The sequence below is a fragment of the Duncaniella sp. genome (genome assembly GCF_029054785.1).
In the GTDB taxonomy this organism is placed as follows: domain Bacteria; phylum Bacteroidota; class Bacteroidia; order Bacteroidales; family Muribaculaceae; genus Duncaniella.
The window spans coordinates 1-14,065 of sequence record NZ_JAIDEN010000057.1; the positions used below are offsets into that span (position 1 = coordinate 1).

Genomic DNA, 14,065 nt, shown 5'->3' on the forward strand with positions numbered 1-14,065 from the left:
TCGCATAGCTCGCTATGCTCCTTTCTCATTTACAACAATTTATCTAAAAGATACACCACTCAGATTTTAACTCTTGTCATGAAAAACCCTCTAAAAATGTTCAGGATTTATTTCTATCTTTGCAACAAGAAAAAACAAAGTCCTCCCAATGATACAGCAAATTGAATTTTCACTCCGGGCCTATCCGCGCGGCATCCATCTGGTCACAGGCGAGATCATGCGTCAGCTACCCGCTCTTCCGGAAAAAGGGATTATCAACCTCATGATCAAGCACACTTCGGCGGCTTTGGCTGTCAACGAGAATGCAGATCCCGACGTGCGCCATGATCTTCAGGTGATTTTCGATCGTCTGGTGCCGGAAAACGCGCCGTATTATCTCCACACTGACGAGGGCCCTGACGATATGCCATCCCATGCCAAATCAATTCTTGTCGGACCGTCGCTGACTCTGCCTGTCACCGGCGGACATCTCAACACCGGCACATGGCAGGGCATTTATCTCTGTGAGTTCCGCAACTATGGCGGACCGCGCAAAATCGTAGCTACGATCATAGGGGAATGACCAGCCAGTCTGCCGCCGCTGCCAGTCGGCCACGATTTCTCAAATCAATCGCCTATTTGCAGATAATCGGAATCGTCTTTGTCGTCATCGGTCATTCATTCCATGAGTATCCCGACGGCGAGATGGGCCACAGTATGCTTCTCTACCGCATGATGTACAGTTTCAGGATGCCTCTCTTCATGTTCGTGTCTGGTTTCCTGATGGTTTTCACGACAGAGTCCAACAATCGGCATCCCCGCTGGAAAGAATTCGCATCCACAAAGGTGAAACGTCTGCTTGTTCCTTTTGTGGTCCTGTCACTGGTCACTTTCGTGCCCCGCGCACTGTTTTCCGATATGGCCGACGATCATGTCGAACTCAGTTTCCGCTCGCTTGCCGAAAGTCTGATCCTCAGCAAAAAACAGACCATCCCCTACCTTTGGTTCCTGCAATCGAGTTTCACTCTTCTGACGGTCATCTATGCCGTTCTTACATTTGTCAGGAATCACCGGCTGAACCGGGGCCTCACCTATCTGCTGCTCATCGTGGCTTTCACAGTCATGCAGTTCATTCCGCTGAGTTTCGGACACATCTTTTCTCTGGCCGACACTTTCCGGCTGGGTATTTTCTTTGTCCTCGGCGCATCATACGCCCATACCCACAATTCAATCGACAGGCTCCTTCCCTGGACTTCCGCCTTGTTCGCCGGACTGGTTGCAGCCGCCTGGGCCATATCATTTTTCGTCACAGAGCATACGGATTTCATGCCGCTGTGCTCGCTGCTCGGCATAATGATGTGCATTTCCGCAGCCAAACTGCTCGAAAAACACGAGATCGGAATACTCGATCATCTCATAGGCGCCAATTACATCATTTTCCTCCTGTCGTGGTTCTGCAACGTGGCCTGCCAGCAGGTTCTTCATCATTTCACGGATCTGCCCTGGTGGGTCTACACAACACTGTCGATTTTCAGCGGCATCTATGTTCCCTGGTGGTTTTACCGCTATATGCTTCACCACCCCGAAAGCCGCCTGACCTATCTTGCCACACATCTCCTGGGGCAATCTTTCCGCCGCAAGACAACGCAGATCAAGGCATAAGGGACACAACACACAATGACAGAAGAATCGGCTCGACAATAAGAGGTTGCTTTTTAACAACCTCCAAACATCCCCCCCTCTAAAAGCAACGGACTCCGGCATCCAATTTTTGATGCCGGAGTCCGTGATTAATATCGGAGATCAATCAGAGATTGTTCTTCTTATTCTTCGCCGCGGATAGCTGCGATGCCGGGGAGGATCTTGCCCTCGATAGCTTCGAGAAGAGCGCCGCCACCGGTTGAAACGTAGCTGACCTTGTCAGCAAGACCGAACTTGTTGACACAGGCAACAGAGTCGCCGCCACCTACGAGAGAGAAGGCACCGTTTTCAGTAGCCTCTACGATAGCATCGGCGATAGCGCGTGAACCGGCAGTGAAGTTGTCAAACTCGAACACACCGGCAGGACCGTTCCAGAGAATAGTCTTAGCGCCCTTGATAGCATCGGCAAAAGCCTTGCGGGTTTCGGGACCAGCGTCAAGACCTTCCCATTCAGCAGGAATTTCCTTGCATGAAACAACCATTGTGTTGGCGTCGTTACTGAAATCGTCAGCGGCAACACAATCGGTACCGAGCACGAGGTTCACACCTTTCTGCTTTGCCTTTTCGATGATCTGGAGGGCGAGGTCAAGTTTGTCGTTCTCGCAGATTGACTTGCCGACATTTCCGCCGAGAGCCTTGGCGAAAGTGTAGGTCATGCCGCCGCAGAGGATGAGGTTGTCCACCTTATCCATGAGGTTTTCGATGATACCGATCTTGGTCGATACCTTAGAACCACCCATAATGGCGGTGAAAGGACGCTTGATGTCCTTGAGGATATTGTCGACAGCGGTAACTTCCTTCTCCATGAGGTAGCCGAGCATCTTCGAATCCTTGTCGAAGTAGTCAGCGATAACCGCAGTTGAAGCGTGGCGGCGGTGAGCTGTGCCGAACGCGTCGTTGACATAAACGTCAGCGTAAGAAGCAAGAGTCTTTGCAAACTCCTTCTGACGTTCTTTCATTTCTTTCTTGGCTGCATCGTATGCAGGATCTTCCTTGTCAATGCCTACGGGCTTGCCTTCTTCTTCCGGATGGAAGCGGAGGTTTTCAAGCAGGAGCACCTGACCGGGCTTCAGAGCGGCTGCCTTTTCAGCTGCCTGAGCGCAATCCTCAGCAAATTCGACTTCTGCGCCGAGATATTTGCCTACTGTATCTTTGATCTGGCTGAGTGACATTTTGGGGTTAACCTTTCCTTTGGGTTTGCCCATGTGGCTCATGATGATGAGACTGCCGCCGTCAGCAAGGATTTTCTTCAGTGTGGGAAGAGCGCCGCGGATACGGGTATCGTCAGTGATTTTACCGTTTTCGTCCAGGGGAACATTGAAATCCACGCGGACAATGGCTTTTTTGCCGTTGAAATTGTACTGGTCGATAGTCATTGAATATGTGTATTTTAAAGGGGTTTTGCATCTATTTCATAAACTCTGCAAAATTACAGAAATATTTCATTAATAACAACAGATTTTCCAAAATACTTATTTTGAAAATTCTTCTTCTATAAGTTCAATCAGTAACCATTGAAAAATAATATATCCTCGATGTGAGATTCGTTTTGAAGAAGTATCCTACATAAAAAGTCAGGCTATGACTATAACTAACTATACCAAAATTACATTTTTCGGAGAAAAACGTGCTTATTCACCGCAAATTTGCGGTGAATAAACGCATTTTTTACCGCATCGACGCTTGGATGACCATTTATCGGCCATTTACTTGCCGGCTTCATCTCCTTCGCTATGTTCAGCGGTTTTGTGTGGAAGGAAACGCGACAGGAGCAGATAGCCTATCAGGCCTGAAAGAAGCGAACCGACAACAATGCCGACTTTCGAATCGTTGAGAAGCACTATTCCCGGCTCTCCCATATCACCGAACGAGAGGTTGGCGATAAAGAGCGACACGGTGAAACCTATGCCGCCAAGCATCGAAATGGCCGCTATCATCTTCCAGTCTGCCCCATCGGGCATCGGTGCCAGTTTCATTTTTACCGTGAGCCATGAAAACAGGAATATGCCTGCGAATTTTCCGATGACAAGTCCGACGATGATCGCAAGGCTTATGCCGCTGACAACCGTCACCGGATCCATATCCATAAGGTAGATTCCGGCATTGGCAAAGGCGAAAAGCGGAATGATCAGATAGTTTATCACCGGGTGCAGCGAGTCTTCAAGATCCTGAAGCGGAGAGATGACTTTGTCCGACGCACTTTCAATCTGCTTCAGCCAGTCCATCTGTTCATGGTCAAGAATGGAGCGCCGCGAAAGGGCTTCGTCATCGTCCTCATTGAAATTGCGGATCGACGTGCGGATCATCTTGATATATTTCTCAGGTGCATAAACGGGAACCGACGGGACGCAGAAGGCCACAAGCACACCGGCGATTGTCGGATGAATTCCGGAATTCAGGAACAGGAACCAGACAATGCCTCCGATGAGCACATAGAAAATCTTGCTCTGGATCTTCAGAAATCCTCCGCCGATGAGCAGCACGGCAAGACCGATGGCCGCATAACCGAGAAATGCCACGTCGATGTGGGTGGAATAGAAAGCCGCGATGACGATGATGCCTCCGATATCGTCGACAACCGCAAGAGTGGTCAGGAATATCTTAAGCGAAACCGGCACACGCGTCCCCAGGAGCGCAAGCACTCCGAGCGAGAATGCAATGTCAGTCGCCATCGGGATTGCGGCTCCGTCGACATAGTCGCTCCCGGCCGCAAGTGCCAGATAAAGGGCTACCGGCAGAATCATGCCTCCGACCGCCCCCATGATCGGCAGCAGAGCCTTGCGGAACGATGACAACTCCCCGACAAGCACCTCGCGCTTGATCTCCAGGCCGATCGAGAAGAAGAAAATCGCCATCAGGGCATCGTTGATGAACTGAAGGACGGTCATCGGATGACCTCCATGAGAAAAGACATTGAAATCGCCTATCTGCAACCGCATTGACTGATCCCAAAAGTCATTGTAAAGAGTGTTCAGACCGGGAATATTAGCCACAACGAGGGCTACCACAGTCGCGAAGATCAAGACGTTGCCTCCTGTGGCGTGATGGCGGAGGGCCTGACGGGCAGCATAAAAAACGTGAGACATAATGAATCAGGATTGTTAACTTACATCATTGTTAACAATCCTGATTCACGAATGGTTGTTTTCAGCCGACGGCTGATCCGTCATTGTCACAAGCGGCATTATTGCTTTTCGCAGCCTTTCTGCGGCGGCGCTTCAGCAGCCATGCCAGGAGTTTTCCGCTACGGTCCAATATCATTATTCCGATCAGGACAGCGGCAAATATAAGCGTCAGTCCCTGAAGAGTGCTTGAAGAATCCGGATCAAGCTCACTGTCGATCTCACCGGGCGGCGTCTCGGTCACAATCTTGTAGCTGATCGACGAAAGAGTCCTTTTCCAGACAACCACGCCCTTGCGGAGATAGACGATGGCTGCATGACCTCTGGCAAGCTCTTTGATCAGTGTCGGTTCGGCGTTATAGATCTCATAGGAGGCCATCGAGACATCCCGCCATCGCTCTATGCCCTCGTCGTCGGCGCTGACAAGGGCTACCATCGAGCCTCCACGGGCCGTGATGTAGTCATTCAGTTCATTGAGCAGATAGGTGTAGGACAGGTCCACCCTGCTCATGTCCGGGACTGTCACCACAAACTGTTCGGCATCCGGATCTATTATATCCTCCGCGATGTTCTCGCCGTCGGAAATGACGGCAAAACCGTCGGTCACGGCTTCAGAGCCTCCGATCAGTCTGCGGTCAACGAATGTCCATGTCGAGTCGGGAAGATTGTCAATCGAGAAACTCTCCTCGCTGCCGTCTTTCTCATAGATGAACTCATATTCCGCCTCATCACCTTCGTCCCGGACGTCGGCCGACGCAAGCAGATCGGTGCCCGGATCAAACCGGCGGAAATCAATCATCGGCTGCACATTGTAGCCATAGAAAGCCACGATCATGATATAGAGCGAGAGCAATCCGCCGACAACCCACTGGACATAGGGGACGTAAAGTCCGTCGGTCTTCCTGTTGAACCTGAACAGGTACAGGAGGAAGAGGGTCAGGAATATGTTCTTGACGAAAGTGGCGTTGTTGGAGATTATCAGGAAGTCGCCGAAACATCCGCAGTCGGCCACAGGGTCAGCGACCGCGATATAGAGCGTCAGCGGCAACATGAAGGCCATCATCAGCAGCAGAATCCAGACGGAGACCCTCTTGTAGCATCCCAGCAGCAGAAGAAAACCACACACGAATTCCACACCGCCAAGCAGAAAGGCGGCAATTACCACAAGCGGAGACGGAATGTTCCATCCCCACACCTCAAGATATTCACCTATCTTGTAGAAGCTGCCCCAGACGTCAACACTCTTGGTGAATCCTGAGAGGACGAAAGTGACACCGACAAGCAGGCGGAACACCCAGACAAGAGCCGGATGATAAAACCTGTCAAGCCTCGCCGGCTGTGAGTTTGATGATTGCGAAGACGGCATAGTTTATTATATCCATATAGTTGGAATCAATTCCTTCCGAGACACTGGTTTTTCCTCCGTTGCCCTCGATTTCCTTGACGCGCTGGAGTTTTGTCAGAATGAAATCCGTGTATGAATTGACTCTCATTCCGCGCCAGGCGTCACCGTAGTCATGGGTCTTGGCGGCGAGAAGCTCGCGGATGATCCTGACCTTATCATCATAAAGCCCGACAGCCTGCTGAGGCGTGATGTCAGCCTCGTCGGCAAATCCGAGTTCAAGCTGGATGAGGCCCATGATTCCGTAGTTGACAATCGCATAAAACTCGCCGAGAATACCCTCGTTGACCAGCGCCTCCCCCTCTTCGAGAGTGCGGATGCGTTTGGCTTTGATGTAGATCTGATCTGTGATGGAGCGTGGACGCATTATGCGCCACGACGCACCGTAGTCGGCCAGTTTATCGGTGTAGATCCGACGGCAGTCACGGACCACATCGTCAAACTGCTCCAATGTTGATATTGCCATGTAATATATTATGTGATGATCTTTTAAAACAGTGTTTACACACACTCTCATAACAAAAAAGTTATGAAACCGTCCGCTGAAAAACATTCCGGCTTCGGTTCCATAACTTTTTTTATTGCGTAATCCGGCTTTCAGCTTGATTACTGGCCGAGGAGGCCTTCGACACGCAGCAGGTTGTCGCCGTCGTTCAGAACATAGTAGATGTTCTTGAGATAACGGAGAGCATCGGTCTGCTCGTTGTCAATCTGATAAGCCTTTTCAAGATACTTGACAGCTTCGACAAGGAGGGGACGCATTGTCTCGTAGTTGTACTTGTTGTACTCGTTCTGAGACATGTTTGCGGCAGCCTGGTCAAGAGCATCGTATTCCTGCACGAGCATACGGCCATAGTAGAGGTTGGTGAAAGCGTTTTCGCTGTCAAGCTCTACGGCTTTCTTGTAGGCGCTCTTAGCTGCGACTGTGTCGTTCTGCTGTTCTTTGAGCACACCGAGTGACAGGTAGTAGGTTCCGTTGTCGGGATCTGCCGCAATCGCATTGTTGAGCATGCTGGTAGCCTTCTCATATTCCTTGCGTTCGATGTAGCTGTTGACCAGACGCTGGAGGAATGCGGGGTTCGAGGTTCCGAACTTGTCAAAAGCGAGCTGTGAATAGCGGAGCTTGCGGTCCTCGTCGTTCATCTGATAGGCTACGCTGAAAGCATAGTCATAGGCTGCGGGTTCGTCATAGCCGACTGTGAGCAGACGGTCAAACGATTCAGCCGACTTGTCGAGCATTTCGGCCTGCCATGCGGCGAGAGCGCGGTTATATTCGATCTGAGAAGCAGTCGAGTCGGGAAGTGCGGCGGGAGCGCTCTTGCCGAAACGGGGATTCGCGGGAATAGCGAGATAGTCGGAGAAAGCCTCGTATGCCTTGCCGAATTCGCGTGATTCCCAGAAAGCGGCACCGGCGTTGAGGAAGTCATTTGCATGACCGGTGATCTGGCTGGCGATATCCTTTGAGAGTTTGGTCTTCACTTTGCCCTTTGCGTCAACGACAGTGTCGCAGTCAAGTGCCTTAAGACCATAGTTATATCCGTCAAGAAGAGCGTTGCCCATGTCGACAAGGCTGACGTCCTGTCCAATGGTCTTCTTGGCAAAGAGATCGTCATAGAGTTTGAAGCCGGCTTTTCCGGGAATCCAGTAAGTGTTGGCTTCTTTATCAGTTTCAGGATTAGAAAAGGCGGGAGTAATTGCCTGCAATGCCTTCTGATAAGCGGCATAAGTAGAAGCATTCTTAAACTCCTTTTCAGCTTCCTTTACCACGGCTACCTGAGCTGTCATTGAGGAGGCAGCGAGCAACCCAACGGTTAAGACGCAGATTTTTTTCATAATAGAATGTTGATATTAGTAGATTAATGATTATTCTTCGCTGTCTTCGGCGATCTCATCATCAAGGTCGTCCTCTTCAATGACCTCTTCGGCGCTTTCGGCTTCAAGGAGTTCGGCCTCGGTCATTTCAGGAGCCACGTCCTGAGCTTCGACTTCTTCGACTTCCTCTTCAGGATCCGAATCCACGCAGCAGACAGAAGCGATCGTGTCATTGCGCTTGTCGAGGTTGATGATGCGCACTCCCTGGGTCGCACGGCCCTGCTGACGGATGTCGGCCACATGGAGGCGGAGGGTGATGCCGCTCTTGTTGATGATGACAAGGTCATTTTCGTCGTTGACACTCTCGATGGCCACGAGCGCGCCGGTCTTTTCAGTGATGTTCATTGTCCGGACACCCTTGCCGCCTCGGTTGGTGACACGGTAGACGGGTACTTTCTCGCTCTCGCCGGCCTCGTTGGTGACGGTGGTGTCAAGCGGTGTGCGCTTGCCGTAGCCGCGTTCGCTGAGCACCATGACATCATTGGTTGTGTCGGCGGGCATGCAGATCATGCCTACAACTTCATCGTCGTCGCCGTCAAGAGTCATGCCGCGTACACCGGCTGACATTCGGCCCATCTCGCGCACCTTGTTTTCAGGGAAGCGGATGGCACGGCCATTGCGGTTGGCCAGGAGGATTTCGCTGTTGCCGTCGGTCATCTCGACTGCGAGAAGTTCGTCGCCTTCGCGGATGATGATCGCGTTGACACCCTTGGCACGCGGACGTGAGTAGGCCTCAAGACGGGTCTTCTTGATGACACCCTTCTTGGTCGCAAACACGAGGTTGTGGGTGTTGACGAATTCAGAGTCGCCAAGCGACTTGGTGCAGATGAAGGCCTTGACGCAGTCGTCAGGCTCGATGTTGAGCATGTTCTGGATCGCGCGGCCCTTCGAATTCTTCGCTCCTTCGGGGATCTCGTAGACCTTAAGCCAGTAGCAGCGGCCTTTCTGAGTGAAGAAGAGCATCGAATTGTGCATCGAAGCGGGATAGATGTGCTCGATGAAGTCTTCGTTGCGTGTGTCGGAACCTTTTGCGCCGACACCGCCGCGGTTCTGCGCACGGAATTCGCTGAGCTGGGTGCGTTTGATATAGCCGAGATGCGAGATGGTGATGATCATGTCGTCATCGGCATAGAAGTCCTCGGCGTTGAAATCGCCGGCGGTATAGTCGATTTCCGTGCGGCGGGCATCGCTGTAACGGTCGCGGATTTCAAGCAGTTCGCTCTTGATCAGCTCACGGCAGGTGGCATCGTCTGACAGGATGAGTTCCAGACGGGCGATTTCCTGTTCGAGAGCTTCATATTCGTTGCGGAGCTTGTCCTGCTCCAGACCGGTCAGCTGACGCAGGCGCATCTCGACGATGGCAGCTGTCTGCGGATCTGTCAGGCCGAAGCGGTCACGCAGGGCGTCACGTGCGCTCTGGGTGTCGGAAGCGGCGCGGATGATGCGGATGACCTCGTCGATGTTCTGCGACGCGATGATCAGGCCTTCGAGGATATGTGCGCGCTCCTGGGCTTTGTTAAGCTCGAATTTGGTACGGCGGATGACGACCTCATGTCTGTGGGCCACGAATTCCGAGATCAGATCCTTCAGATTGAGGGTCTTCGGGCGTCCGTTGACCAGCGCCACGTTGTTGACGCTGAACGAGGCCTGCATCTGGGTCATCTTGTAGAGCTTGTTGAGCACCACGTTTGCGTTGGCGTCGCTCTTGAGCTTGATGACGATGCGCATACCTTTATAATTACTCTCGTCGTTGATGTCGGCGATTCCGTCGAGTTTCTTATCGGTGACAAGAGTTGCGATATAGGCGATGAGTTCCGCCTTGTTGACACCGTAGGGGATCTCGGTGACAATGATGTTTTCGTGGTTGTCCTCGACCTCGATTTCAGCCTTTGAGCGGATCACGATGCGTCCGCGGCCTGTCTCATAGGCTTCCTTGACACCGTTGTAGCCGTAGATTGTACCGCCTGTGGGGAAGTCCGGGGCGGGGATGTAGTGCATCAGGCCTTCGATGTCGATTTCGGGGTTGTCGATATAGGCCACACAGGCGTTGATCGACTCTCCGAGGTTGTGGGTCGGCATATTTGTTGCCATGCCGACAGCGATGCCGGAGGCACCGTTGACGAGAAGATTCGGGAAACGTGTTGGAAGCACCACCGGCTCCTTGCGGGAGTTGTCGTAGTTCGGCTGGAAGTCCACGGTGTCGCTGTCGATGTCGGCAAGCATTTCTTCGCCGAGCTTTTCGAGGCGCACCTCGGTGTAACGCATGGCAGCCGCGCCGTCACCGTCGACCGAACCGAAGTTTCCGTGACCGTCGACAAGGGTGTAGCGCATGGCCCAGGGCTGCGCGAGGCGCACCACAGTGCCATAGATGGAGGAGTCGCCGTGCGGATGGTACTTACCCATGACCTCGCCGACGCAGTTGGCCGACTTCTTGTGCGGTCGGTCGGAAGTGTTGCCCATCTCGTTCATTCCGTAGAGCACACGGCGGTGCACCGGTTTGAGACCGTCGCGCACATCTGGAAGCGCACGCGACACGATCACCGACATCGAATAGTCGATGTAGGCGCTCTTCATCTCGTTTTCTATGTTTATTTTTATTATACGATCTTCTTCAATCATAAGTTTTGAAGGGGTGTTTAAAAACAAGTATTTTCCCCACAAAGGTAAGAATTATTTTGCAAAAATCGTATCTTTGCCGATCAAGAATCGTTTTTTAATTGTTATTATGATAACACTGGCGAGCGTTTGCGAAGTTTGGCACAATTTTTGTAGTGTCAATCAATGTCAGTGGCAATTTCCGCTTCAACAATTAAGGGACAGCTGACACACCACACCCCTCTTTCATCTCTTTCATCACTTATATAAAGAAAGGTATATTTCAGATGGACACTGTTTATTCTCAAAAATTCAAGGAGATCATCAGCGACTCTCCAAAACAGGCGGCCCGACACAACTCCCGTTATGTCATGCCTGAACACCTGCTTCTGTCGCTCCTCTCCGATATGGAAGGCGAGCCGGCACGACTTGTGGACCGCGCCGCCAAGGGGGCTTCGGCCTATGAACTGCGGGAAAACCTCGACAAGGCTCTTTTCAATGCCGCTACCGATGCAGGCTATCAGGGCACTGTCGGGATTTCCGATGTCAGCCTCAGTGACCTGACAGGACGCATCGTCAAACTGAGCGTCCTTGAAGCCAGGATGCTGAAAAGCAACGAGGTCGACGCGGCCCATCTGCTTCTGGCGATATTCCACAATTCCGATGCCCAGAACTCGGAGTTCATGACAGCTTTCCACCGGGCCGGAATCACATACGAGGCCATCTACCGCCTGCTGGCTGCCGAATCAGATCTGACAGCGCCCCTCAACGCCGACTTCACCGAGGACGACGAGGATGACGAGATGCCTCCGCGCTCATCCGCTCCCCAGGGCAGCGGCAACCCCTCGCCGGCCGGAAAGCGCCAGAGCGCGGCAACCGCACAGCGCCGAGGCAACGACACTCCGGTTCTTGACAAATATGGCAATGACATGACTCTCGCCGCCGAGGAAAACAGGCTTGACCCGGTGGTCGGTCGCGACGTGGAGATCGAACGCCTCGCCCAGATCCTCAGCCGCCGCAAGAAGAACAATCCCGTGCTCATCGGCGAGCCGGGAGTAGGCAAGTCGGCGATTGTCGAAGGCCTGGCTCTCCGCATCGTCCAGCGCAAGGTATCGCGCATCCTCTTCGGCAAAAGGGTTGTCTCGCTGGACATGGCCTCGATTGTCGCAGGCACCAAGTACCGCGGCCAGTTCGAGGAGCGCATCAAGGCTATCCTCGATGAGCTGTCGAAAAACAAGGACATCATCCTTTTCATCGACGAGCTCCACACCATTGTCGGCGCAGGCAATGCAGCCGGTTCGATGGATGCGGCCAACCTGCTCAAGCCGGCGCTCGCCCGCGGCGAGATCCAGTGTATCGGCGCGACGACCCTCGACGAATACCGCAAGAATATCGAGAATGACGGTGCTCTCGAACGCCGTTTCCAGAAGGTCATGGTCGAGCCGACCACTGCCGAGGAGACGCGCATCATCCTTGACAACATCAAGGACAAATACGAGGAACACCACAATGTCACCTATACCCCCGACGCTCTTGATGCCTGCGTGCAGCTGACCGAGCGCTACGTTTCCGACCGCAATTTCCCTGACAAGGCAATCGACGCAATGGACGAGGCCGGAAGCCGCGTCCATGTCACCAACATCGCCGTCCCCAAGGAGATCGAGCAGCTTGAACAGCAGATCGAGGAGATGGCGGCTCAGAAACTCCGCGCCGCACAGTCGCAGAATTTCGAGAAAGCGGCCTCATACCGCGATCAGGAACAGCAGCTCAAGGCCACTCTCGAAGAGTCGAAGGCCCGCTGGGAAGAGCAGCTCAGCTCGATGCGCGAGACTGTCGACGCCGATAAGGTTGCCGAGGTAGTCGCTATGATGACCGGTGTGCCGGTTCAGCGCATAGCCCAGGCCGAGGGCAAGCGTCTCAAGGAGATGAGTCCTACGCTCAAGGGTTTCATCATCGGTCAGGATCCGGCCATCGAGAAGGTTGTCAAGGCCATCCAGCGCAACCGGATAGGACTCAAAGATCCCAAGAAACCGATCGGCACTTTCCTCTTCCTCGGCCCGACCGGTGTCGGAAAGACTCACCTCGCCAAGAAGCTCGCGGAATACATGTTTGACTCGGCTGACACGCTCATCCGCATCGACATGAGCGAATACATGGAAAAATTCACCGTCTCCCGCCTCGTGGGAGCGCCTCCGGGATATGTCGGATACGAGGAGGGCGGACAGCTCACCGAAAAGGTGCGCCGCCACCCCTACTCCATCGTCCTGCTCGACGAGATCGAGAAGGCCCACCCCGATGTGTTCAATCTCCTGCTGCAAGTGATGGACGAAGGTCGCCTGACCGATTCGCTCGGCCGCCGCATCGACTTCAAGAACACCATCATCATCATGACCTCCAACATCGGTTCGCGCCAGCTCAAGGACTTCGGCAGCGGCATCGGATTCGCTTCGCCTGCCACAAGCGACAAGGATTACAGCCAGGGTGTCCTGCGCAAGGCCCTCAACAAGGCTTTTGCGCCTGAATTCCTCAACCGTATCGACGATGTGATCATGTTTGACCCTCTGTCAAAGGAGGCTATCTTCAAGATCATCGATATCGAGCTTGCGGGCTTCAACAAGCGTGTGAAAGAGTTGGGCTATACCCTGACCATCACCGATGAGGCCAAGAATTTCATTGCCGAGAAGGGCTACGATGCCAATTATGGCGCCCGCCCGCTGAAACGCTCCATCCAGAAGTATCTCGAAGACAAACTGGCCGAGCTTATCATTGACGCTACGGTTTCTGTGGGCGATGAAATTTATGTCGCCTACCATCCAGGGGCCGAGGAGCTTGACATTGAGATCCGGAAGGCTGCACCGGCACCCGCCGACAGCGCGACAACATCCGAAAGTGAAATGAACGCGTAAAAAGCAGCCGGATAAACCGAATATGAGCGCCGTAGGTGTGATATTGTTTCGCACCTACGGCGCTATTTTTATTTTTTCGGGGGGGGGTGGAACCACAGCTGCGGACTCCTACGGAGCCCTTGCAGTGGCCTGGATTCTACCCGCCGCTAACGCGGCTTTACCTGATAAGATTCGGCCCCACGATCGCTGATGACTTTCTACTGCGGTCCGGATTCGCCACACCGCTAACGCGGTTTGCCTGAAACGCGATCACCTCAGAATCAACCATCTAAAGAACTGACAAACAGCGTTAGCGATGGGGAGAATCAGGCCAAAATCAGGCAAGCCGCGTTTGCGGTGAAAAAGCAACCGCCTGAGGGGCAGGCAAGCCGCGTTAGCGGTGAAAACCAACAGCCGTCTGAGGGGCAGGCGAGCCGCGTTAGCGGTGAAAACCAACAGCCGTCTGAGGGGCAGGCGAGCCGCGTTAGCGGTGAAAACCAACAGCCGTC

10 protein-coding genes are annotated in these 14,065 nt (G+C 53.1%); 3 read left to right on the forward strand and 7 right to left on the reverse strand.

The features are described 5' to 3' along the window. Positions 1-148 precede the first annotated feature (148 nt). Both K2H17_RS03805 and K2H17_RS03810 read left to right on the forward strand, forming a co-directional pair. Positions 149-562, forward strand: a complete 414-nt coding sequence (locus K2H17_RS03805) for a secondary thiamine-phosphate synthase enzyme YjbQ (protein ID WP_300131609.1) — start codon at positions 149-151, stop codon at positions 560-562. Further along, positions 559-1,641, forward strand: coding sequence for an acyltransferase (locus K2H17_RS03810; RefSeq protein WP_300131611.1), 1,083 nt, complete (start codon positions 559-561; stop codon positions 1,639-1,641). The genes K2H17_RS03805 and K2H17_RS03810 overlap by 4 nt, the downstream gene beginning before the upstream one ends. Before the next feature lie 161 nt (positions 1,642-1,802). On the opposite strand, the gene K2H17_RS03815 is transcribed toward K2H17_RS03810, so the two are convergent. The 6 genes from K2H17_RS03815 to gyrA all read right to left on the reverse strand — a co-directional run bounded on the left by K2H17_RS03815 (position 1,803) and on the right by gyrA (position 10,695). After that, on the reverse strand, positions 1,803-3,056 hold the full coding sequence (locus tag K2H17_RS03815) for a phosphoglycerate kinase (RefSeq protein ID WP_300131613.1): 1,254 nt from the start codon (positions 3,054-3,056) through the stop codon (positions 1,803-1,805). A 330-nt stretch (positions 3,057-3,386) separates the two neighbouring features. Continuing rightward, a complete protein-coding gene (gene nhaA / locus K2H17_RS03820) occupies positions 3,387-4,766 on the reverse strand; it encodes a Na+/H+ antiporter NhaA (protein ID WP_300131614.1) in 1,380 nt (459 codons plus the stop codon). A 61-nt stretch (positions 4,767-4,827) separates the two neighbouring features. After that, entirely contained in the window at positions 4,828-6,168 is a 1,341-nt protein-coding gene (locus tag K2H17_RS03825) for a BT_3928 family protein (protein ID WP_300131616.1), read from the reverse strand. Further along, positions 6,125-6,670, reverse strand: a complete 546-nt coding sequence (locus K2H17_RS03830) for a DUF1599 domain-containing protein (protein WP_300131617.1) — start codon at positions 6,668-6,670, stop codon at positions 6,125-6,127. The genes K2H17_RS03825 and K2H17_RS03830 overlap by 44 nt, the downstream gene beginning before the upstream one ends. Before the next feature lie 140 nt (positions 6,671-6,810). Then, a complete protein-coding gene (locus K2H17_RS03835) occupies positions 6,811-7,989 on the reverse strand; it encodes a hypothetical protein (protein WP_300131619.1) in 1,179 nt (392 codons plus the stop codon). A gap of 78 nt (positions 7,990-8,067) precedes the next feature. Then, the gene (gene gyrA / locus K2H17_RS03840) at positions 8,068-10,695 is read right to left on the reverse strand and encodes a DNA gyrase subunit A (protein WP_300131620.1); all 2,628 of its coding nucleotides are present in this window, start codon (positions 10,693-10,695) and stop codon (positions 8,068-8,070) included. Between the two features lie 263 nt (positions 10,696-10,958). On the opposite strand from gyrA, the gene K2H17_RS03845 reads away from it, so the two are divergent. Continuing rightward, positions 10,959-13,577 carry an ATP-dependent Clp protease ATP-binding subunit gene (locus K2H17_RS03845; RefSeq protein WP_300131622.1) on the forward strand — a complete coding sequence of 873 codons (2,619 nt, stop codon included), beginning with the start codon at positions 10,959-10,961 and terminating at the stop codon, positions 13,575-13,577. A 249-nt stretch (positions 13,578-13,826) separates the two neighbouring features. Here the strand turns inward: K2H17_RS03845 and K2H17_RS03850 are convergent. Next, positions 13,827-14,065, reverse strand: a 239-nt coding sequence (locus K2H17_RS03850; protein ID WP_300131624.1) for a hypothetical protein, incomplete at its 5' end; no start/stop codon positions are given.

What these genes read in the sequence shown, in the direction of transcription:
- K2H17_RS03825 (WP_300131616.1), bottom strand. Translation starts at nt 6,168, where the DNA reads ATGCCGTCTTCGCAATCATCAAACTCACAGCCGGCGAGGCTTGACAGG.
- nhaA (WP_300131614.1), bottom strand. Translation starts at nt 4,766, where the DNA reads ATGTCTCACGTTTTTTATGCTGCCCGTCAGGCCCTCCGCCATCACGCC.
- K2H17_RS03815 (WP_300131613.1), bottom strand. Translation starts at nt 3,056, where the DNA reads ATGACTATCGACCAGTACAATTTCAACGGCAAAAAAGCCATTGTCCGC.
- K2H17_RS03835 (WP_300131619.1), bottom strand. Translation starts at nt 7,989, where the DNA reads ATGACAGCTCAGGTAGCCGTGGTAAAGGAAGCTGAAAAGGAGTTTAAG.
- K2H17_RS03805 (WP_300131609.1), top strand. Translation starts at nt 149, where the DNA reads ATGATACAGCAAATTGAATTTTCACTCCGGGCCTATCCGCGCGGCATC.
- gyrA (WP_300131620.1), bottom strand. Translation starts at nt 10,695, where the DNA reads ATGATTGAAGAAGATCGTATAATAAAAATAAACATAGAAAACGAGATG.
- K2H17_RS03830 (WP_300131617.1), bottom strand. Translation starts at nt 6,670, where the DNA reads ATGGCAATATCAACATTGGAGCAGTTTGACGATGTGGTCCGTGACTGC.
- K2H17_RS03810 (WP_300131611.1), top strand. Translation starts at nt 559, where the DNA reads ATGACCAGCCAGTCTGCCGCCGCTGCCAGTCGGCCACGATTTCTCAAA.
- K2H17_RS03845 (WP_300131622.1), top strand. Translation starts at nt 10,959, where the DNA reads ATGGACACTGTTTATTCTCAAAAATTCAAGGAGATCATCAGCGACTCT.